This is a genomic window from Maribacter polysaccharolyticus (assembly GCF_028882255.1).
GTDB classification, from domain to species: Bacteria; Bacteroidota; Bacteroidia; order Flavobacteriales; family Flavobacteriaceae; genus Maribacter_A; species Maribacter_A polysaccharolyticus.
Genome location: NZ_JARBUY010000005.1, coordinates 151680 through 172392, shown reverse-complemented (window position 1 = coordinate 172392; position 20713 = coordinate 151680). Strand labels below are relative to the sequence as shown.

General features: G+C 41.1%; 18 protein-coding genes. 8 read left to right on the top strand and 10 right to left on the bottom strand.

All coding sequences use genetic code 11. The features are described from left to right. Window positions 1-235: 235 nt before the first annotated feature. Both PHU20_RS16470 and PHU20_RS16465 read left to right on the top strand, forming a co-directional pair. Window positions 236-1774 (top strand): Fic family protein, encoded by a 1539-nt coding sequence (locus PHU20_RS16470; RefSeq protein ID WP_274826502.1) that lies wholly within the window; start codon window positions 236-238, stop codon window positions 1772-1774. After that, the gene (locus PHU20_RS16465; protein WP_274826501.1) at window positions 1775-4648 is read left to right on the top strand and encodes a type I restriction endonuclease subunit R; all 2874 of its coding nucleotides are present in this window, start codon (window positions 1775-1777) and stop codon (window positions 4646-4648) included. Window positions 4649-4918: 270 nt separating this feature from the next. On the opposite strand, the gene mnmE is transcribed toward PHU20_RS16465, so the two are convergent. Then, a complete protein-coding gene (gene mnmE, locus PHU20_RS16460) occupies window positions 4919-6331 on the bottom strand; it encodes a tRNA uridine-5-carboxymethylaminomethyl(34) synthesis GTPase MnmE (protein WP_274826500.1) in 1413 nt (470 codons plus the stop codon). A 133-nt stretch (window positions 6332-6464) separates the two neighbouring features. Here mnmE and PHU20_RS16455 point away from each other — a divergent pair, with 133 nt between their 5' ends. Then, window positions 6465-6872 carry a hypothetical protein gene (locus PHU20_RS16455; protein WP_274826499.1) on the top strand — a complete coding sequence of 136 codons (408 nt, stop codon included), beginning with the start codon at window positions 6465-6467 and terminating at the stop codon, window positions 6870-6872. Between the two features lie 79 nt (window positions 6873-6951). Next, entirely contained in the window at window positions 6952-7320 is a 369-nt protein-coding gene (locus tag PHU20_RS16450) for a DUF4870 domain-containing protein (protein WP_274826498.1), read from the top strand. A 71-nt stretch (window positions 7321-7391) separates the two neighbouring features. Here the strand turns inward: PHU20_RS16450 and dnaN are convergent, their stop codons facing one another. The 3 genes from dnaN to PHU20_RS16435 all read right to left on the bottom strand — a co-directional run bounded on the left by dnaN (window position 7392) and on the right by PHU20_RS16435 (window position 10000). Then, a complete protein-coding gene (gene dnaN / locus PHU20_RS16445; protein ID WP_274826497.1) occupies window positions 7392-8510 on the bottom strand; it encodes a DNA polymerase III subunit beta in 1119 nt (372 codons plus the stop codon). 371 nt (window positions 8511-8881) lie between these two features. Then, window positions 8882-9169, bottom strand: coding sequence for a putative quinol monooxygenase (locus PHU20_RS16440; RefSeq protein WP_274826496.1), 288 nt, complete (start codon window positions 9167-9169; stop codon window positions 8882-8884). Continuing rightward, entirely contained in the window at window positions 9170-10000 is an 831-nt protein-coding gene (locus tag PHU20_RS16435; protein ID WP_274826495.1) for an SAM hydrolase/SAM-dependent halogenase family protein, read from the bottom strand. A 130-nt stretch (window positions 10001-10130) separates the two neighbouring features. Here PHU20_RS16435 and PHU20_RS16430 point away from each other — a divergent pair, with 130 nt between their 5' ends. Together PHU20_RS16430 and PHU20_RS16425 are read left to right on the top strand one after the other, a co-directional pair. After that, window positions 10131-11084 carry a PhoH family protein gene (locus PHU20_RS16430; protein WP_274826494.1) on the top strand — a complete coding sequence of 318 codons (954 nt, stop codon included), beginning with the start codon at window positions 10131-10133 and terminating at the stop codon, window positions 11082-11084. A 9-nt stretch (window positions 11085-11093) separates the two neighbouring features. Then, window positions 11094-12047 (top strand): phosphoribosylaminoimidazolesuccinocarboxamide synthase, encoded by a 954-nt coding sequence (locus tag PHU20_RS16425; protein WP_274826493.1) that lies wholly within the window; start codon window positions 11094-11096, stop codon window positions 12045-12047. A gap of 71 nt (window positions 12048-12118) precedes the next feature. Here the strand turns inward: PHU20_RS16425 and PHU20_RS16420 are convergent, their stop codons facing one another. Next, a complete protein-coding gene (locus PHU20_RS16420) occupies window positions 12119-14443 on the bottom strand; it encodes a TonB-dependent receptor (RefSeq protein ID WP_274826492.1) in 2325 nt (774 codons plus the stop codon). Between the two features lie 90 nt (window positions 14444-14533). Between PHU20_RS16420 and PHU20_RS16415 the strand changes: the two genes are divergently transcribed. Next, on the top strand, window positions 14534-15190 hold the full coding sequence (locus tag PHU20_RS16415; RefSeq protein ID WP_274826491.1) for a metal-dependent transcriptional regulator: 657 nt from the start codon (window positions 14534-14536) through the stop codon (window positions 15188-15190). Between the two features lie 96 nt (window positions 15191-15286). Here the strand turns inward: PHU20_RS16415 and PHU20_RS16410 are convergent, their stop codons facing one another. From PHU20_RS16410 to PHU20_RS16390, 5 genes are all read right to left on the bottom strand, one after another. Beyond that, window positions 15287-15967: a DUF2490 domain-containing protein gene (locus tag PHU20_RS16410; protein ID WP_274826490.1), complete on the bottom strand. Its 681-nt coding sequence runs from the start codon at window positions 15965-15967 to the stop codon at window positions 15287-15289. Window positions 15968-16013: 46 nt separating this feature from the next. Beyond that, complete coding sequence (locus tag PHU20_RS16405; RefSeq protein ID WP_274826489.1) at window positions 16014-16460, bottom strand: hypothetical protein; 447 nt, start codon at window positions 16458-16460, stop codon at window positions 16014-16016. 462 nt (window positions 16461-16922) lie between these two features. After that, the gene (locus tag PHU20_RS16400) at window positions 16923-17360 is read right to left on the bottom strand and encodes a nitrophenyl compound nitroreductase subunit ArsF family protein (protein WP_274826488.1); all 438 of its coding nucleotides are present in this window, start codon (window positions 17358-17360) and stop codon (window positions 16923-16925) included. 19 nt (window positions 17361-17379) lie between these two features. Further along, entirely contained in the window at window positions 17380-18357 is a 978-nt protein-coding gene (locus tag PHU20_RS16395; RefSeq protein WP_274826487.1) for a permease, read from the bottom strand. 461 nt (window positions 18358-18818) lie between these two features. Then, complete coding sequence (locus PHU20_RS16390; RefSeq protein ID WP_274826486.1) at window positions 18819-19415, bottom strand: hypothetical protein; 597 nt, start codon at window positions 19413-19415, stop codon at window positions 18819-18821. A gap of 186 nt (window positions 19416-19601) precedes the next feature. Here PHU20_RS16390 and PHU20_RS16385 point away from each other — a divergent pair, with 186 nt between their 5' ends. After that, window positions 19602-20660 (top strand): sensor histidine kinase, encoded by a 1059-nt coding sequence (locus PHU20_RS16385; protein ID WP_274826485.1) that lies wholly within the window; start codon window positions 19602-19604, stop codon window positions 20658-20660. Window positions 20661-20713: the final 53 nt, after the last annotated feature.

Below are 20713 nucleotides of genomic sequence, written 5' to 3'. Positions count from 1 at the left end.
GCGCACGTATTTTAGTAGTAGTAAGTTTTGCGCACGTTTTTATTCATTGGCCCACGTTTTTAGACCTAATTTTCCAATAACAAGTAAAATAAAACCTAAAATGTCATTATAAAACCTAATAATCCAAAATACTTAAAAACCCGTTTTTCCTTAAATAATCAAAATAAAACCCGTTTTTCCAAAATAAAACCTGTTTTTCCATTATATTTGATAGTACTGTTTGTAACTTAAACCCATGAATACGAAACGTTTTTCACATAAAATAACTGTTTTTCACGGTATAAAAGCACCAGAAGAAGGTGTGTTAGTGGGTTATGGTGCTATAATGGAAGGCTTCCAATTACAAATGCCTTTCCCCGAAAAATTGGCAATTATAAGCACTAAAAGACGGAGCTATAGTACAGAAAACTGGAAGGTATTTTCTTCCAGGGCAGCCTTTGATGATACGTTGTACAAGCATTTGGTTTTCGCCTTAAAATACGAAGGCATTAATCTTTTGTTCTTTAAAAAACTATTTGATCAACTATCTGAACAAGACATCACAACATTAGTACAATTGGAACCCACCGGGCAGTACAGTCGAAAAATATGGTTTCTTTACGAATGGCTTTTGCAAAAGCAACTGGCTATTAAAGATTTGACCATTAAAAATTTTGTACCGTTAATAGACGACAAAATGCAGTACTGCGTTAAAGGCAGTCGCTCATCAAGACACCGCATTATAAACAACCTTCCGGGAACCAAAGATTTTTGTCCGTTGATTTTTAAGACCGAGAAACTGGAAACCTATATCAATGCCAATATAGCGGGTAAGAAAAACACATTCCTTAACGGTATCCATAAAGATGTATTACAACGCGCATCTTCTTTTTTATTGCTAAAAGATTCCAAAGCCTCTTTTACCATAGAAGGCGAAAACCCCGGAAACAACAGGGCCATGCGTTGGGGAAAAGCTATTGGGCAAGCGGGTCAAAAACCATTAAGCATAGATGAATTAATTCGCTTACAGCAAATAGTCATAGAAAATAGTCGATTTTTAGAGATGGGATTACGAAAAAACGGCGGATTTGTTGGCGAACATGACCGCGTCACCGGAGAACCTATTCCAGACCATATATCCGCTAAGGCAGCTGATGTTGAACCCCTATTAAAAGGATTGATGGCAACCAATGAAGCATTGCAAGACCAAACCTATGATGCGGTGTTGGCAGCGGCGACCATAGCATTCGGATTTGTATTCATACATCCTTTTGTTGATGGTAACGGACGATTACATCGCTATATTATCCATCATATTTTAGCAAAAAAAGAATTTACACAACAAGGTGTTATTTTTCCTGTATCCTCATCCATACTCGACCACATCGATGATTACAAAACCGTTTTGGAATCGTATTCACACCCCTTGTTGAACCATATTGATTGGAAAGAAACCGAAGACCATAATGTTGATGTTACTAATGATACCATCGATTTTTACCGTTATTTCGACGCTACAAAACAAGCCGAATTTTTATACGATTGCGTACAAGATACTCTAGAGCGCGTTATTCCGGAAGAAGTAGCCTATTTGCAAAACTATGATGCATTTAAAAGGTATATAGACAACAATTTTGAAATGCCGGATAAATTGGTTGCCCATTTGGTTCGTTTTTTAGAACAAAATGATGGCGTTTTATCAAAAAGAGCGTTGAAAAAAGAATTTTCGGTTTTAAAAGAGAAAGAAATCAAGGAAATCGAAAAGCAATATAGAACCATTTTTTTTAATGAATAAATGAGCCACCAACCAGAAGCCATTTTAGAAAACAATCTCATCCATCAATTGGTGGGTTTGGGCTATGACGCTGTTCGGGTAAATGATGGTGAGGCCCTTGCGACCAACTTAAGGTCACAGCTCGAAGCCTTTAATAATGCCAATTATACCGAAAAGGAGTTCGATGCCGTTCTAAACCATTTGGCCAAAGGCAATGTATTTGAAAAGGCCAAAACCTTAAGGGACCGTTTTAGCTTTACCCGCCAAGATGGTGAGGTAGTGTATGTGCGTTTCTACGATTCGGAAAACTGGAAGAACAACCGCTTTCAAGTCACCAACCAAGTGCAGCAAGAAGGGTCGTACCTAAACCGCTACGACGTTACGCTTTTGGTCAACGGCCTGCCCTTGGTACAAATAGAGCTTAAACGAAGGGGGCTCGAAATAAAGGAAGCCTTTAACCAGATCAATCGCTATCAAAAACATTCTTTCTGGAGCAATCACGGCTTGTTCCAATATGTACAATTGTTTGTGATCAGCAATGGGGTCGATACCAAGTATTTGGCGAACAACAAATTGCAATCGGTAAAACAGACCTTCTATTGGGCCGATAAGAACAATAAGAATATAACCGAATTAGAGGATTTTGCAAAAGCATTCCTTGATCCGGACCATTTGGGTAAGATGATCGCCCAATATGTGGTAACGAACGAGGCGTTCAAGACCATGATGGTACTACGGCCTTATCAGTACTTCGCCGCAGAGGCGATCATAAACCAGGTGGCAACTTCCAACGAAAATGGCTATATCTGGCACACCACGGGATCGGGCAAAACCTTGACCTCTTTTAAGGCGAGCCAAATTGTAATGGATCTACCCGTGGTGCAAAAAGTGGTTTTTGTGGTAGACCGTAAAGACCTCGATTACCAGACCATGAAAGAGTTCAATGCCTTTAAAAAAGACAGTGTAGATGTTACCGACAATACCCGTTCTTTGGTAAAACAACTCTCGGACGATTCTAAACTGGTATTGACTACCATTCAAAAATTGAACAATGCCATTTCCAAAGCCCGGTACGAGAAAAGCCTAGGCCATTTACAGGATAAAAAAGTGGTTTTTATTTTTGATGAGTGCCATCGCAGTCAGTTTGGGGAAACGCACAAAAAAATCACCGAATATTTTAAGGCAAGTCAGCTGTTCGGCTTTACGGGTACGCCCATTTTTGCCGATAATGCATCAAAAAATGACTTAGGGAAACGTACCACGAAGGACCTCTTCGGTAACTGCCTGCATAAATATGTAATCACGGATGCCATAAGGGACCAGAACGTGCTTAAGTTCGGAATTGAATATGTGGGCAGGTACAAGCAAAAAGGAAATACCTTTATAGATATCGAGGTCGAGGATATTGATAAAAAAGAAGTCTTTGATGACCCCAAACGTTTGGAGAAAATCGTGGATTATATCATTGCCTACCACGGCCAAAAAACCTTCAGTAAAGAGTATTCGGCCCTGTTCGCGGTTAGCAGTATCGATAATGTGATACGGTATTACGAGCTCTTTCAAAAGAAAAAGGAAGAAGGCAGGCACAATTTACGTGTCGCCACGATTTTCACCTATGGCGCCAATGAAGAAGATGAAGAGGCACAGGATTATTTGCCAGGTGATGAATTGCCAAAGGCAGCGGAATCGGAAATAAAATACCTATCTGGCCATACGAGGGATAAATTGGATGCATTTATTGGTGACTACAACAAAATGTACAACACCAAATTCTCCACAAAGGACGCCCAACAATTTGAGAATTACTTTAAAGACATCAGCAAACGTTTAAAGGAGCGGGAGAAAACCACCTTTAATGATGAAAAGGATAGATTGGACATTGTATTGGTGGTGAATATGATGCTTACAGGGTTTGATGCCAAAAAGGTAAACACCCTATATGTAGACAAGAATTTAAGACAGCACGGCCTGATCCAAGCTTTCTCCCGAACCAACAGAATATTGGGGGAACAGAAGTCCCAAGGAAACATCCTTTGTTTCCGAAACCTAAAAAAAGCGACCGATGATGCCATAACACTTTTCTCCAATAAGGATGCCATTGAAACGGTCGTTATGCCTGATTATGGGGTGATAGCCAACAAGTTTGACGAGGCACTCAAAAACTTAAGGGATGTGGTACCAACCTATAAAAGTGTGGACGATTTACCCAGTGAAGAGGAGCAGTCACAATTTGTTCAAGCATTCCGAAGACTTATGCGAAGCATGAACGTTTTGCAGTCCTACACTGATTTTGATTGGGACGACCTCACTTTGGACGAACAGGAATACGAAGATTATAAAAGTAAATATTTAGACCTCTACGACCGTATAAAACAAGATAGGGCAAAGCAAAAAACATCGATTTTGGAGGATATCGATTTTGAGTTGGAGCTCATACATCGCGATGAAATAAATGTCGCCTATATCTTGAAGTTGTTGGCCAAACTCAAAGGTGCCAAAACATGGGAAGTTAAGGCGCAAAAAAAAGCCATTATCGATTTATTGGGCGGAGATCTTATGCTGCGTAGCAAACGCGAGCTTATCGAGAAATTCATTGAAGAAAATTTACCGCAAATTAATGATGTAGATGATATTGAAGACGAATTTGAAAGGTACTGGCAAGAACAAAAGGTATTGGCGCTGTCTAAATTGTGTGAAGAGGAAAACCTTGACAAGGGCCAGTTCAATGCCTTGATCGAGAGTTATATCTATAGTGGCCAGGAACCCATACGTGACGAGGTTTTTAAGTGTTTGGACAATAGACCTAGCATTTTAAAAGCAAGGGAAATAGGGGAGCGTATTTTAGATAAAATGAAAGAGTTCGTGTCTGTTTTTGTTCAAGGATTAAGTGCTTGAAATTGAATGATTTTTTTGTAAAATTACAAGTAGAGAGACAATGATGTTCGATAAGGTTACCAAGGACCACATAATAAAAGGAATACAGGATTTTAAGAAAAAAGGGCTACCCAACGGTTTTGGACCATCGTCTACCTATGATTTAATATCCGGGAGGGGATAAACGCATCATTACTTCTCCGAATGTATTTACTTTTTTGGGTATACTTTAATTTTATTGGTTGACAGTATTGATAAATTGAGCGATTCCATGGCTTTTTTTTGTAATGGTTACTTTCCGATACAGAAATTCGCAAAGATATTGCCCAATAGATCATCGGAAGTGATTTCCCCTGTGATTTCCCCAAAGTAATACAAGGCCTGTCGAATATCGATGGCCAAAAGATCACCGGATATGCCATTCTCCAACCCGAATTGAACCTTTTGTACCTCTTCCAAGGCTTTCAATAAGGCATCATAGTGTCGGGTATTGGTGACAATGGTCTCATTGTTTCGCAAGGCACCGGTATTCACAAAATCCAATAATTGGTCTTGAAGCGCGTCGACACCTTCCCCGGTTTTTGCCGAAATCATCTGAAAGGTAGTGCCATCAACATGGGTAAGGAGTTGCTTTAGGGATTCCCTTTCCTTGTCACTTAGAATATCGATTTTATTCACCAAGATCACCAAAGGTTTGTCTGGATGTTTGGTAGCTATTTTACCAACTTCGGTCTGCAGGCTTTTTAGGTCGATCTCCGACTTTTTGAATTCTTCGGCACTATGCAGGAAAAGAACTACTTGGGCTTGGGTTATTTTTTCAAAGGTTTTTTGTATCCCAATATTCTCAACAACGTCCTTGGTTTCCCGAATACCTGCGGTATCAATGAACCGAAAGCCGATGCCCCCGATGTTCATCTCATCCTCAATGGCATCGCGAGTGGTTCCTGCAATATCGGAAACAATGGCGCGTTCCTCATTCAAAAGGGCGTTCAATAGGGTGGATTTACCTACATTGGGTTCCCCGACAATGGCTACCGGAATGCCATTCTTGATTACGTTTCCTACGGCAAAAGAGTCGATCAATCGTTTGAGTACTTCCTGTATTCTATTCAATAAGGTCTTGAATTGGGAGCGGTCGGCAAATTCAACATCCTCTTCGGCAAAATCGAGCTCCAATTCGATCAAGGAGGCAAAATTCATCAGTTCATCCCGAAGCATTTTAATTTCATTACTGAAACCACCCCGCATTTGTTGCATGGCGATTTGGTGCGAAGCTTCATTTTCGCTTGAAATCAGATCGGCTACGGCTTCGGCCTGACTCAGATCCAATTTGCCGTTCAAGAAGGCACGAAGGGTAAATTCCCCCGCATCGGCCATTCGGCATCCCTTACGAAGGAACAATTGGATGATCTGTTGTTGTATATAGGGAGAGCCATGACATGAAATCTCAATTACATTTTCCCCTGTATAGGAATTTGGGCCTTTGAACAGGGAAAGTAAAACCTCGTCCAAAGTTTTCTTTCCATCCATAATATGGCCCAAGTGTATGGTGTGGCTCTTTTGTTCGGTAAGATCTTTTCCGTGAATGGAAGCAAATACACCATTGGCCATTGTAATGGCATCCTTACCCGAAACCCGGATAACGGCAATTGCCCCTGCACCTGAAGGTGTGGCCAAAGCAACAATAGTGTCTGATGGAATCATGGTATGGGATTTTAATGCAAAAGTAGGTAAATCATAATTATATTTTATGTTGGCCGGGTCGTGTATTGTTTTGGAATTCGGATCGACTAATTTTATATATTCGCCCCATCATTAACCATTAAATCACATTCGTATGAAACAATTCATGTTTATCTTGATTCTTTTCCTTGCCGTTCAGGTATCTTCGGCCCAGACCGAAACACTGATTGAAACCGATATTGAGAAAGCGGCTGAGGTAGAGCGGAAAGCGGTTATCAAAAAGGTGAAAAAAGCCGAAAAGAAAGCCGATAAGGTCGAGAAGGATCAAAAAAAGAAGGCCAAAAAAGAGAAGCAGGCCGATAAATTGGCACAAAGCATCAAAGCAAAAGAAAAGGACATCGCCAAAAACGAACAAAAAATAATCACGACGCAAAAGAAACTTGAAAAAGGGACTTTAAAAGGTAAGTTATCACCTGTGGAGATTAAAAAGATGGAGGCTAAAATAGAAAAACTCAAAGCGACCGTAGCCAAGGATAAGATAAAATTGAAAAAACTCAATTAGAAATAGCGGTAAACCACCTGTAACAAAAGGCCGGTTTTTGCGTCTTATTTATGGTTATTCATCTTAAATCAATCAAAAAATGGAAATTATAAATAAGAATATCGCGCTACGTGAAGACCGCCAGCTTTTGGTCATTACCCATCTGACCCAGTACCTGGATTATGTAACGGGATTTGGAGGCTTGATCGTACCTTTGATTCTATGGCTTACCAATAGGGATGCCGTATTGGGGATGGACGAGCATGGAAAATCGGTCATAAACCTACAATTGAGCCTTATCCTTTATGTGGTAATCGGTATTCCGAGTATTCTTTTGCTAGGTCTGGGGATATTACTTTTGGTTTTTGCAGGCCTACTTTCCTTGATCATGCCGATTGTCAATGCGGTACGCGCCAGCAATGGGGAATCGCCCAGCTACTTCGGGACCATCCGGTTCATTAATGGGTAAGTAACATAAAACAAAAGACCACCATCATAATTGACAGTGGTCTTTTTATTTAAAAAGAGGTTGGTGATTTTCTAGTTGTTCAACATTACCGGCATAACCAGCATGGTCACATTTTCGCCTTCATCCAAACCGTCTATGGGGGTAAGGATACCTGCCCTGTTCGGCAAGCTCATCTCCAAGGAAACTTCATCGGAACCCAAGTTGTTCAACATTTCGGTCAAGAACCTTGAGTTGAATCCAATTTGCATGTCATCACCGTGATATGAACAGGTTAAACGTTCTTCGGCCTTATTGCTGTAATCGATATCCTCGGCGGAGATGTTCAATTCGGCCCCGGCGATCTTTAATCTGATTTGATGGGTAGTCTTGTTGGAGAATATGGAAACACGTCTTACCGAACTTAAGAATTGATTTCTTGCAATGGTCAATTTGTTCGGATTCTCCTTTGGGATTACCGCTTCGTAATTCGGGTATTTACCGTCAATCAATCTACAGATCAATTCGGTGTTCCCAAAGCTGAATTTGGCATTACTGTCATTGTATTCAATAGTGACGTCATCTTCACTACCCGCCAAAATCCCTTTCAATAAATTCAATGGCTTTTTGGGCATGATGAATTCCGCGACTTCCGAAGCGGTAACATCCGCCCTTTGATATTTTACCAACTTATGGGCATCGGTAGCCACAAAGGTGAGGTGCTCGGGGGAGAACTGGAAGAATACCCCACTCATTACGGGTCTTAAATCATCGTTACCGGCGGCAAAGATGGTCTTGTTGATGGCCGTGGCCAAAATATCGCCCATAAGTACGGTCGAACTGGGATTGGCCAATTCCACGGCTTTTGGGAACTCGGCCCCATCGGCATAGGCCAATGCATATTTACCATGGTTACTACTGATTTCAACCGTGTTGTTGTCCTCCACAACGAACGTCAAAGGTTGCTCAGGGAAGGTTTTTAAAGTCTCCAATAATAATTTTGCGGGAACCGCAATGGTTCCTTCATTATCGGAATCGACTTCGAGTACCGTACTCATGGTGGTTTCAAGGTCCGAGGCTGAAACCGTTAATTTGTTCTGCTGTAAATCAAAAAGGAAATTGTCAAGGATCGGAAGGGTATTGCTGTTGTTGATAACCCCACCAAGAACCTGTAATTGTTTAAGTAAATAAGTACTGGATACTATGAATTTCATTCGATGTTCTTTTTTTCTGAATTACTTTTTGTTCGTTTTATTCGTTCGGGCCATACGCCCTGAAAATGGATTGAACATGCCTTAGGCAATCAAACAAAGATATTTTAATTGTCCTTTTTAAGGAAACAAACTTATCAACACTTACCATGGCCTAATTAGCGTACCAAAATTATTGGAAACCATGTCCTTTTTACCGTAGAAAACCTTTGTATCGACTGTAAATACGGTAAATGCCCCATGTTTCGAATACCACTTTCCCACTTTTGCCCTCCAGATTGCAAACCCATATGTGTTATCCAATGTTTATAAGTCGGTTCCATACCATGCTCCAATAGGCAATGTTCCGGTAGCACAAATGCCTTTTTACACCCTCATTGTTTTTTATGCACACTCCAAGCTTCCGGCCTGTCACTGAACAATATTTTGGTTTTGCCCCAGATGGTTTTGAAAACCTCTGAATTGCGGTAAGCATTCAAATGATCCTCACTTTGCCAATGGCTATAGGTGAAAAAGATTTTTGGGTCGGCAATATCCTGTAGCAAATTTAACGAAACACATCCTTCAACGTCCCGAATAATGGTTTTCGAAGCTTTGAAGATTTTTTCGAATTCCGCGATATGCTCGGTTTTGAACGTTAGTTTTACGATTCGTACCAACATTTACAAAAAGTTTATGGTTATGGTATCCCTATAGTCCAATCCCAATAGGGTAGAGACGCCCCCCACTGTTTTTAAGTTGCTTTTATATATGGCCAATTCTATGTATCCGGAGGAATTGAACAAGGCGAGAAGGTCGCCGGCACTCTTTCCACTGTGGCGCTCCTTGTCGTAATTTACGATATCGCTGTAATTATTCAGGATCTTTGTGATCAGGCTGGTCCTGGCATGCAATTCAAAGGACCTTCCCTTGCGATAGGCCTCGAAAAGGCTCTTTTGGATATTGGTCACCACATTTCCGTAGTTGTCGATATAAATGACACGACCGATGATCTTTTTGCCGTCATCGGCGATACGGGGGGCAAAATCCCTTAGCTCCTTTAATTTGTCAAAGGCCTTGCCTATGACCTCTAGCGTGCCTCCCCGAACAATATGGCAGGCCACTTTCACGAAGACCTCCATTACCGGAAAAGGGCCGTTGGTGGAATTCGGAAGATTGATTTCGAATACCTTTTGGGGTTTTATTTCCGAAATGATCAATCCGATCACACCGTTGTTGGCCGTTATGAAATAGTGGCCGTCAATAAGAACGACAATATGTTTTGTTTCAGGGGTGGCTTCAGAATCGACCCCGACAATATGTATGGTGCCTTCGGGGAAACTTTGGTAAGAGTTTTTTAGGATATAGGCACATTCTTGGATGTTGAACGGACTTACATTATGTGAAATATCAACAATCTTGGCATTGGTCAGTTCTTTGTAGATAGCCCCCTTCAAAGCTCCTACAAAATGATCTTTTAATCCAAAATCGGTGGTTAGTGTTATGATTGCCATACAGCAATGTTGATATGTTTTTAGTCCCCAAACTGAAATTTTACTTAAGTTTGTTGAACAAAATTAAACAAAAAAACAGCCCTGTGAAATTATTATTATTTCTGGCTCTAATTTAACAAAGCACCATTTTTTGAACGAACTAATTCTAGAACTTATCGAGATCAGTCCAAGGGAGTTTTTTGGACAAGGAAACGAGAATATAGACATCATAAAGAAGTATTTCCCAAAGCTGAAGATCGTGGCCAGGGGAAATAAAATAAAAGTCTATGGGGACGAGGAGCTTTTGGAGGAATTCGATAAAAAGTTCGATATGCTTTCCCAACACTTTATAAAATACAATACTCTGGACGAAAACAGCATAGAACGGGTAATGACAAGCAATGGTAAGGATGACTATGAAGCGCCCGCGAGCAGTGGGGAGGTATTGGTGCATGGGGTCAGTGGCCGGTTGATCAAGGCACAGACCATGAACCAACGCAAGTTGGTAGCGGCCTCCTTAAAAAACGATATGGTATTCGCCATTGGTCCCGCAGGTACGGGTAAGACCTATACCGGGGTGGCCTTGGCAGTAAAGGCCCTAAAGGAAAAACAGGTAAAACGGATCATTTTGACCCGACCAGCGGTCGAAGCAGGGGAAAATCTTGGATTCTTGCCAGGAGATCTTCAAGAAAAATTGGATCCGTATATGCAACCTTTGTATGATGCTTTGAGGGATATGATCCCGAGCGAGAAATTGGCGCATTTCATTGAAAACGGAACCATACAGATCGCACCGATGGCCTTTATGAGGGGTAGGACCTTGGATAATGCCTTTGTGATCCTTGATGAAGCCCAGAATACCACCCATGCACAGATGAAAATGTTCCTGACCCGTATGGGGAAAAATGCCAAATTCCTGATTACCGGGGATCCCGGACAGATAGATTTGCCCAGAAGGGTCATTTCGGGATTAAAGGAAGCTTTATTGATCTTAGGTAATGTAGAAGGTATAGAAATGATCTATTTGGATGACAAGGACGTCATTCGCCATAAACTGGTCAAGAAAGTAATCGATGCATACAAAAACATTGAACATCATAATTAAGCATACCCAATGGGCAAAACGATAACGAATACAGATTTCAATTTTCCGGGCCAACTAAGTGTTTATAAAGGTAAAGTAAGGGAGGTATATCGTCTTGAGGATGATATTATGGTCATGATCGCTACGGATCGTCTTTCTGCCTTTGACGTGGTGATGCCCAAGGGAATTCCGTACAAAGGACAGATATTGAACCAAATTGCCACTAAAATGATGGCCGAAACGGCAGATATCGTGCCGAATTGGTTATTGGCAACTCCCGATCCCAATGTGGCCATAGGCCATGCCTGCGAGCCTTTTAAGGTTGAAATGGTCATACGGGGATATCTTTCGGGACATGCCGCAAGGGAATACAAAGCGGGTAAACGAATGCTTTGTGGGGTTCCCATGCCCGAGGGAATGAAAGAGAACGATAAATTTCCGGAACCCATAATCACCCCGGCCACCAAAGCCGAAATGGGGGATCATGATGAGGATATTTCCAGAGCCGATATCATTGCACGGGGAATTGTTTCCGAAGCGGATTATCAGGTCTTGGAGGAATACACCAAGGCGTTGTTCCAAAGGGGAACCGAAATTGCCGCAAAAAGGGGGTTGATCTTGGTCGACACCAAGTATGAATTCGGTAAGACCAAGACCGGCAAGATCGTTTTGATCGATGAAATACACACGCCGGATTCCTCCCGCTATTTCTATGCGGAGGGTTATCAAGAGCGCCAAAATAAGGGAGCGGCCCAAAAACAACTTTCGAAAGAGTTCGTACGCCAATGGCTGATTGCCAATGGTTTTCAGGGGTTGGAAGGACAGACCTTGCCCGAAATGAGTGATGCCTACATTGAAACCGTATCGGATCGCTATATAGAACTTTACGAGAATATTACAGGGGAAACTTTTGAAAAAGCCGATATCTCGAATATCCAGGAGCGAATAGCGAATAATGTGCTCGACTATTTGAAAACGCACTAAAAAGGGGTATCCAAAATTAGGGCTTACGTTTTACCAGGGTAAAACATGATTATTGCTCTTGAGCATGGGGTTTAAATGGATTTTAGTTTTATCCCAATGAAATAGGTTCTGGGTTGTCCAGGGCCATAGATGTAATTGCTATCCCTGTTTTTTCCGATATCAAAATCATCTTGGTAGGCATTTAAAATGTTTTTAACGCCCCCGTACAACTCCAGTTTCGTCCCCATTTTTTCTAAGGTCAAGGTGTATCCTATTTTTGTACTTATTTCCGAAAAGGCATCCGATGTGATCAGTTCATCCACGGTTTGGTTGGGCGCCCCCGCAAAATGGGGTATTTGCATGGTCCCGGTATAAACGTAATTCAGTGTCGTATTGAATTTTTCGGTGGGACTGAAGGTCAAAATGGCATACCCGTATTCGTTCGGGGTACGGGTAAACTCCCTGATACCGGCCAAACCTTCAATATATTCCACGGGATCATCGAATGCACTGGATTGTAGGGTGAATCCACTTTCCCACTGTATTTTTCTGTTGTAATTGGCCCTTAACTCCAAGGTAATCCCCTTTACTGTAGCGCCGCCTCCATTTTGCTTTTCAAATAGTTCCCCATATTCGTCTTCCCCAATGGGTTGTAGAAAAAAGGCATCGAGTAAACGATTATAAAAGCCTTCGATCGTAAAACCGGCAATCCAATCCTCCATGGGGCTATCAAAATTCAGTGAGGTACTGAAACTTTGGGAGTTTTCCTGTTTTAAGTCGGGGGACAACAAAACCCGGGAAATTCCACCTCCGGCAAAAGCGATGTGTAAGTCGGCATCGAAAGCTTGTGGTGCCCTGAAACCGGTTCCGTAGCTAAATCGAAGTTGTGTGTTTTCTCTGTATTTGTACAGGAGTGATGCCCTTGGACTAAAAACAGCGTTATCCAACAAATTGTGTATGTCCATTCGAACGCCTGATAGCAAGTTTAGATTAGGGGTTATTTCCCAATCACTTTGTAGAAATAGGCCATAATCTTTGGTGGTCTGGTCTATTAAATAGGCATAGGCCGGAATCTCATCAAGAACATCGTCATAAACATATTCCGTACCCAGGGTCAAAACATTTTTAGTATTGAAGAAGTCGTTTAGCCCGTAATTGATTTGCCCCCCCAAAGTGTAGGTTTTTACGTTCGAGGTCCCGTATGGTGGATTTTCCAGGAAATCCTCATAAGCAGTAGTTCCTTCATTGGGCATAATACCCGTATAGTGTTCACGATCGGTGTTCTGCCATGCCAGATAGGTGATAATGGAGGTATTATCATTGTTGAGGTTTATTTGATAATCTGCGCTGGCCATCCATACATTGTGTGTTCTTTCTTCCGATTGTTGGGCAAGATATGCGGGTTTCTCCGGTACCATTTCGCCACCGAACCTATATTCGTCTATGTAGCTAAGATTAAGTTCCAGTTTCTGGTTGTCTTTAGGGATAAAGAACATATTGGTGCCAACGGCGGTGGTTTTCATCAGGGCAATTTCAGAAAAATCGTCATCGTTGTTATCGTATAACCCTCTTTCCCTTCGGTTTAAAAATAAAGAAATGCCAGAGTTCTTTTGTTCGGAAATTACGGTGGCATTGGCACTTAAGGTATGGTCGGAAGTTTGGGAATCTATATTGTGATAGGTGTAATTAAGTTCAAAGCCGTTGTTTTTGGGAATTTTGGTAATCACGTTCACGGTTCCACCAATGGCACTTGAACCATAGAGGGAAGACCCACCGCCCCGAACCACTTCTATACGGTCGATCATATTGGCGGGTAATTGATCCATCCCGTACAATCCGGTAAGTGGACTAAAAATCGGCCGACCGTTAATCAATATTTGGGAATAACCACCGGCGAGGCCGTTCATCCTAAGCTGCGTGTAATTACAGGTTTGGCAATCGGTTTCTACCCGCAATCCCGGTTGAAATCTTAAACCTTCTGAAAGGTTGCAAGCTTGTACATTGTCGAGTGTCACACTATTCATGACATTGACGATTACGGGAGAATCGGTTTGCCGTTTGTACGTTTTGGTCCCGGTAATCACAATATTGTCCAATTGCATGGTTTGTTCGGTCAGCTTAAAATCCAATAGTATTTCCGGCTGGTTTTTGGTTAGGGCTAGTTCTTTGGTTACATCGACATACCCAATATATGAAGCTCTTATGCGATACGATCCAAAGGGCACATTGTTGATGGTAAATTTACCCTGATGATCGGTTACTGCTCCCATTGAGGTCGATGCGATCAAGATTTGGGCAAACTCCACCGGTTTGTCCTCCACGGTGACCATTCCGGAGACTTTACCCGTTTGCTGGGCATTGGCAACAGAAATGAAGCTCAAAAATAGTATGAGAGGTATTGTCTTTAAAGTATTCATAAAAATAATATTACATCGACAAAAGTATAAAGTTAGAGTAATCTAACAAAATATGTATTGGAATATTTCTACATTTGTGGAAAAAGAGGGATGGCATCCAAAACCAAGGAGAACTATATCAAGGCTTTATTTTATCTGCATCAGAAAAATGAGGAGATTTCCCTATCTGATTTGGGAGCGGAATTGAAGGTAAGCAAGCCTACCGCGAATGATATGGTCAAGAAACTGAAAGCTGAAGGGATTGTGGTTTCCGAGAGATACAAACCGATTAAAATTACCGCTAAGGGCAAAAAGCTTGCAGCTACGGTCATACGCAAGCACCGTTTGTCCGAAATGTTCTTGTCCCAAATAATGAAGTTCGGTTGGGAAGAAGTACATGAAATCGCTGAAGAATTGGAACATATAAAAACAGGGAAGCTATTTGACCGGATGGATGAAATATTGGGTTTTCCTACCACGGATCCCCACGGCTCTCCCATCCCCGATAAAAATGGAAATTTCAATAAGCGGGAATACCGTCGATTATCCGAAATGCCCGTTGGTTCCACATTGATCATCAAAGCTTTGCGGGATAGTTCCGCTGAATTCTTGCAATACCTTAATAAGAAATCGATTAAACTGGGCACGAAGATTTCAGTTGAACATGTAGAGCATTTTGATGGTAGTTACACCATTGCCTATAATGGGATTTCGAATCGGGTCTTTGGAAAATCGATTTGTGACCGATTGTTGGTCGAGGAGGTTTAAAGGTGTTCACCCTTGACCACTTCAATTTACCCCTTACAAAGGAACGGATATTGGTCAATGCTCATTACGCCCCGTAACCTACCTAAATAAACAAAGTCAAAATGCTTGGAACCAATTGATTCCGATAAAAAATCGATTGAAGGTACTGTCGTTTACAAAGGATTTTATTCGGTAATCAAGGCCAAACTGCAGTTTCCGTTTACTGGTAAAGACATAGCCTATAAAAGGACATAGTCTAACCTCCAAATCATATACCCCGGCCTGTAAACCGTTTACATATTCATGGTATATTTTGAAATAGGGTTCTTTGGGGTCGACCTTATCACCGCTTAACGGGATTTCGGCCCCGATCCTATAGCGCAACCTATATAAGGTCTTAAATGAGTCCCCAAAGGTTTGATCCATCAAAAAACGGTGCGACATTTGAAATCCGGTATACCTCTTCGTAGTTGCATATTGCTGTAGGCCCCTATGCAAAACCTTCCCCGCTTTCAGGCGAAATAAATACCCCAAGGCGACCGATTTGTTTGTCGCGACTTTCTTGGCGACCATAGTGGTCAGGTCGGTCAGGACATACTGATGGTCAAAATCGTTCTGCATGGCGATAAAACCTTCCTTGAACAGTTGCCGGGACTCTAATTTAAAACTCACCTTATACCCATGTTCAAGACCCTTGCTCAAATTAAGTGATGGTAAAATGCCCAGTTCATAGGTGCTTTGTGCGTTTACCAATATACTGGTCATAAGGGCAATTGGTATCAAGAAATTTTTTATCATTAAAATTCAAAATTATCGGTGTTACTTTGGATGATTTCCCATGATCTTACATAGGAGGCCTCCCCAGTAAACAAATATCCATACGTTTTAAAGGCTTTTTTTCTTTTGTGGAGATCACCATTCCATAATTGAATGTAAGTCCGTCCAGGAGAAGGTCCTCTTGCAGATAGCTCCAAATAATCCTGGATGTACTTAAATGTTGTACCTGTACTTTGTCTATGCTGTATTTCGTGGATTCATGGTCTTGGTAGCCCGATATCTTAGTGCGTACATGGTTAGTTATATCATCCCAATCAATTTCCATCTCCACATCTTCCAAGGTGCCATCCCTGTTGAATTCGATACTGTATTTTTTTCCATTTTTCCTCGAATTTGCCTCAATGGAGGTTTTGTTGTTCGTATTTTCCCGATACCATCCCACTTTTTTATTGAAGTTGATGGAGTCAACAAAGCTGATGTCAATTTCGGGAACCGATGCTTCTTTAATACGCACTTCTTTTTCCAATTTGGTCTGGGCATATGGCCCATGGCCACAAAAAAAGCAAAGTAAAAAATAATGAATGGTTTATGCATGTTTTTAATAAGGTTTAAATCGATTTTTTTAATCCTTATTGTAGGTGCGGCCATACTAATTGCGATAAAAATGGTATGCGTTACGGGAGTGCTATCTGACCTTGGATATTCTTTTTCAAGAATATAGGTCGCTTGAAAGGCATAATTTGCAAGCTCTTTTATCAAGCTTTTTTGGTCGTGATAAAAAAAAGACCTTATTGCATTTACGATCTGGTATATATCCTTAATTTTCATAATCCATAGGTAAGAAACCAACATATAAGATACCTATAGTTGCATAAGGCAATTACAAATAGAAAGGCCTTGACCCTGGGTCTAGGCCGTTCGTCCCGGATACCGGAGTATAATCAGAAATTTTTACGAAGGATAAAGAGTGATCCGTTTAGAGTTTTTCTAGTGCTGTGTCTATTTTCGCTTTCAGATCTTTGGAAAATGCTTCTTGGTCAATTCCTTTCATAAAGGCAAAATCGGTTAAATCCATAGGGGTTTCCTTTCCGTTTTTTACGACATTCAAGAATAAGGAGGTACCCGAAGCCTCAAACTTTTCTGCAATTGCCCCATTTTCCTTTTCATCTACATTAATGACCTGAAAAGTGATTTTGTTCTCATTCAATTCCTTTGCAAAATACGTTTTGAGCGTATATTCGGTATTGGCTTCAATGGCTTTGCAGGTCATGCATCTATGGGTCGAGTGAAAGTCAACCATTTCAATCTTGGAAGCAGTCTGTTCGACGGTTTGGGTATTGTTTTTTTCTTGCTCCTTACAAGAGGTCAACATACAGCTAATGGCTAAAATGGTTGCTACTTTAAGTGTTTTCATGGCATTGGTTTTTATTGGTTTAAAGTATGATGTTGAATAAATATCCTGAAAAAATGATACAAAGGGTGACTACCCCAAAGAAGATGGCAATCAATTTTAAGGTCATTACTTTCTTCAAGAGCATTGCTTCCGGTAACGACAGGCCTACGACCCCCATCATAAAGGCAATGGCAGTTCCCAATGGAATCCCTTTTGATACCAAAACCTGTGCAACGGGAAGTATGCCCGATGCATTGGAATACATAGGAACGGCCAATATGGTGGCTATGGGTACGGCAAAAAGATTGTCTTTGGCCATATACCGTTCAAAAAATCCTTGGGGTATATAACCGTGCATTAATCCGCCTATGGCAATCCCGATGATCACATAGGGGATAATCCCTTTAAGGATATTGGAGGCTTCCTTCCAAATAATGGGCAAACGCTGTTTAAAGGATTGATTTTCGGCCTGAAAAATATCCTGGTCCTTTTGGGCATTGGCCAAGACCTCATGAACCCATGGTGTTAAGTAGGGATCCAATTTCAACTGCTGTAGGATCCTACCAGCCAAGGTACCCAGGATAATGCCGCTTACGACATAAATTATGGTGATTTTCAATCCAAATAAGCCTACAAACAATCCTATGGCGACTTCATTGACCAGAGGTGAGGTAATCAAAAAAGCAAAGGTAACCCCTAAAGGAATGCCCCCACTGACGAAGCCAATGAACAAGGGTACCGATGAACAGGAACAAAAAGGGGTTACCACCCCGAAAAGGCTCGCCAAAAGGTATTCAAGTCCATATAATTTGTTTCTGGACAGGTAATTTTTAACCCGGTCAATAGGAAAGTAACTGTTTACGACCCCCATTAGAAAGATGACGACAAGGAGTAATAGTAAGATTTTTATGGTATCGTAAATAAAAAAGTTCAATGCTTCTGCCAAATGTTGTCCTTTGACCAATTCCAGGACTTCATAGACCAGCCAATCCGCTAAGTGTTGTATCCAATCAAACATGGTAAATAGTATTTATGGTGCCTTTCAAAGGGCAAGATCGATTTCTTTGAAAAATGGCCTTCTGCCTAATCGCAGCGACCTTAAATGGGTAATACAGGCGTATCCAAGATTATCTAGGTACATTCGATATTTCACCTTTGTAAAGGGGGGTATTGATCGGTACTTTGCGCTACCAACACCCAGAATCTTAATTGTCTTATGCATGATATATAAAAGTTTATCGCAAATATACGATTGATTTTAAAAACCGTCTCTGACAATTGTCATAATCTGGTGAAATTTTATTTTTTAGTGGATCATAGGGTGTTGCTTGCCACAGGCATGATGTTCATGGTTCGGAAATCGGACAGGGTCATTAAGAATCGGAATAGGAAGAAGGGGATTTTTGAGTGGATGGGAACCACCGTTTAATGAACTTCAATTGGTATGGTATGCTGTTTCATTTATATGGCCAACGGTCATTATTCCTGCTTTTTTCCCTTTTTGGGAGGTTTACAGACCTTACAATAATCCGATAATTTTTGAATTTCTTTGAGAACGGCTTTATGTTCTTCCTCCAATAGCAGGGTATTTGTCCCAAAGTCCGTCTCGGCATATACTTTTGAGCTGGCAGCATTGCGCTCCGCGATCATTTTATCATAATAAGGCTGAAAAAAGGTGACATTGGAAAACGTTTTTTTATTCTCGTACAGTTCTTTCCTGATTTTCCGGGTATAAAGTTCGGAAAGGTCATAATCGTATTGAATAAGATGGATCAGTTGTTTGGCCTTTAAACTGTCCGGGGCCGTTAAGGTGGCAGCTTCCTTTTGGAACGTACACACCACTTTTGGGTTGAAGTTCTTAGTGAACATGAATTCAATATTGTTCATCTGCAAAGCGAATTCTATGCCGACGCCGGATTGGACATGTACAGCATTGGCCGCAGGACCGATAGTTGTCTGGGGAGCCTTAAAATCGTCAATGGTGATTTTATGGTCGGGATTCCATTCCATTTTTGGTTCTTGGCCGACTGCGGAAAAACCCATTAACAAAAGGGCGGGAATAATTTTATAAAACATTGATTTTTGAAGGAAAGATACGTAATGGTTTTCTTAAATTGCAAACTTACTGATATTGGCACCATGGCATTTTAAAGGTGTACCGCCAATAACTTACCGAATATATACGTTTTAGAGTGAATGGAAACAAATAGTGATATGATTGGAACCAAGGTGTTAATACCTTATCCAAATGAAGCAAAGCCGATGAACCTACAGTTAGCACCTTTTTTCAATCTTTCCAAAGATTGTTTATGTATCGCCAATTATGAAGGGTATTTCGTTGATATCAATCCCGCTCTTGTCTCATTATTGGGTTATTCGGAAGCGGAATTAAAATCAAGATTGATTTCAGAATTCATTTACGAAGGGGACAAGGAACGCACAGCGGAACGAAGAAAGAGATTGAAGGACAATATTGCGCTGGTTGATTTTGAAAATCGTTATGTGTGCAAGTCCGGTGAGATTGTATGGCTGCATTGGACATCGATACCTGTACCGGAAGAACAATTGATCTATGCCATCGCCAAGGATATTACCCATAAAAAAGAATTGGAAAATGAACGTATATCCCACTTAAGTAAACTTACCCAATCCAACGAAAAACTTAAGCAGCTGAATTATACGACTTCCCATGACTTAAGATCGCCCGTGAATAATCTGATTTCCATGATCGATTTAATAGATAATGGTAAAATCGATGATGACGACACCAAGGAGATACTCAATTTTATACGACTTTCGGCAGAAGGCCTTAAAACTTCCCTGGATACTTATGTAGATACGTTCAAGCAAAGTGATGCCCATAGTGAAAATTTGGAAGAAGTGTTTTTCAAAACCACACTCGAAAAAGTCCAAAGTACGATACGGACATTGATAAAAAAGTCAGGCACAAAATTCCATATCGATTTTTCGGGCTTGGAAAGTGTTGCGTTCAATGCCGCTTATTTAGAGAGTATTTGTCTCAATTTCATTACCAATTCGATTAAATACGCACAACCGAAGGTTTCCCCCGTAATTTCCATAAGTACAGCCGTAAGGGATGGCAAAAAAACGTTTACCTTTTCGGATAATGGGCTTGGCTTTGATATGGAGAAGGTGGGTCATCTTATTTTCAATTTGAACCAAAGGTTTCACGGGAATGAGGACAGCAAAGGGGTAGGCCTTTATTTGGTCTACAATCATGTGGTGGCCCTCGGGGGCACTATCACTGTGGATAGTAAGGTCAACCAAGGTACAACGTTCACGATTACGTTCAAGGATTGATATGTTGGGTTGAATGATGCCTCGACTTATATGATTTTGGGGCCATCAAAACA